The sequence below is a fragment of the Dyadobacter sp. genome, from assembly GCF_051859145.1.
Classification (GTDB): domain Bacteria; phylum Bacteroidota; class Bacteroidia; order Cytophagales; family Spirosomataceae; genus Dyadobacter.
Window position 1 is genome coordinate 3,548 of the sequence record NZ_JBHYGF010000343.1, and the last position, 1,049, is coordinate 4,596.

Here is a 1,049-nt window from a genome sequence, read left to right on the forward strand (position 1 = left end):
GAAGTCACCAGCGAGAACAATAGTGCTAGTACTTCGACTGCGCTCAGTATGACAAAGCTTCTGAGTTGTATGACAAGCTTCCCTAAAACTTATATTTTGATATAATACTATTTCTCCACAGATAATTTTAAATTAAAAAATAAACTCGCTCTTATATTTTAAGTTTTGTTAAATAACAGTTAATTTGTTGTCTGACCTGATAAGATTTGAACAAAAGACAACGCATCGCTGAGGAGAACTCGGTTCTTCTGGAACTCTGGTATCAGTCCCAGGCTGGTGACAGTCTTGCATTTTGTCAGCTCGCCGACAAGCAATACCGCACGCTTTTCAATTACGCTGCCAATTTTACGTCTGACAAAGAGTTCATCAAGGATTCCATTCAGGAGCTGCTGATTCACATTTGGGAGAAAAGACAGCAGATACAAATCCAGTTTGTTACCATTTATTTTCTGAGAGCACTGCGGAACCAGTTGATGCAGGAGTTCCGGAAAAATAATTCGTCGCACATGCTGGACATCGAGCAGGCCAATCAGATTTCCGACTATCAAACCATTGAGACCGAGATAGAACGGAATGAGCTGTTCGATGAGAATAAGGCAAAAGTGAGAAGTGCCCTGGAAGAACTGCCGCGCCGCCAGAAAGAAGCGATATTCCTCAAATACTACGAAGGAATGGACAATGAACAAATCGCGGATTTAATGCAGGTTAACCGGCAATCTGTTGCGAATTTATTGTTCAAGGCAATCAGCGCATTGAAATTCCAGATGCGGTCCATCGGAGCCGGGCTCATTACATTACTGCTTATCTTCTCGCGCTAGACTTACCTGGCGATTAATTTAAAATCATATCTGGTTTTTTCACCGATTTGGGCAATGCAGCAGTTGTTTGTTGACTGGCCATCTTTAGTGCCTATCTTAGTTTTAAAAAGTCGCATATATTTCGGATTTTCTGCGGGAAAGAATGGTATAGTCACATTGATAGAAGTAAACTTCTTTGGCACATCCATGACTATCTCATACTCTCCTTTTTGGTCGGATAATTCGCTACTC

General features: G+C 41.3%; 1 protein-coding gene and 1 pseudogene. One reads left to right on the top strand and one right to left on the bottom strand.

What is annotated here, in order from left to right:
• Positions 1–206: 206 nt before the first annotated feature.
• Positions 207–818 (top strand): RNA polymerase sigma factor, encoded by a 612-nt coding sequence (locus ACTIE6_RS18300; RefSeq protein ID WP_439558017.1) that lies wholly within the window; start codon positions 207–209, stop codon positions 816–818.
• A gap of 2 nt (positions 819–820) precedes the next feature.
• Here ACTIE6_RS18300 and ACTIE6_RS18305 read toward each other — a convergent pair.
• A pseudogene (locus ACTIE6_RS18305) lies at positions 821–1,049 on the bottom strand (hypothetical protein); the annotation flags it as partial.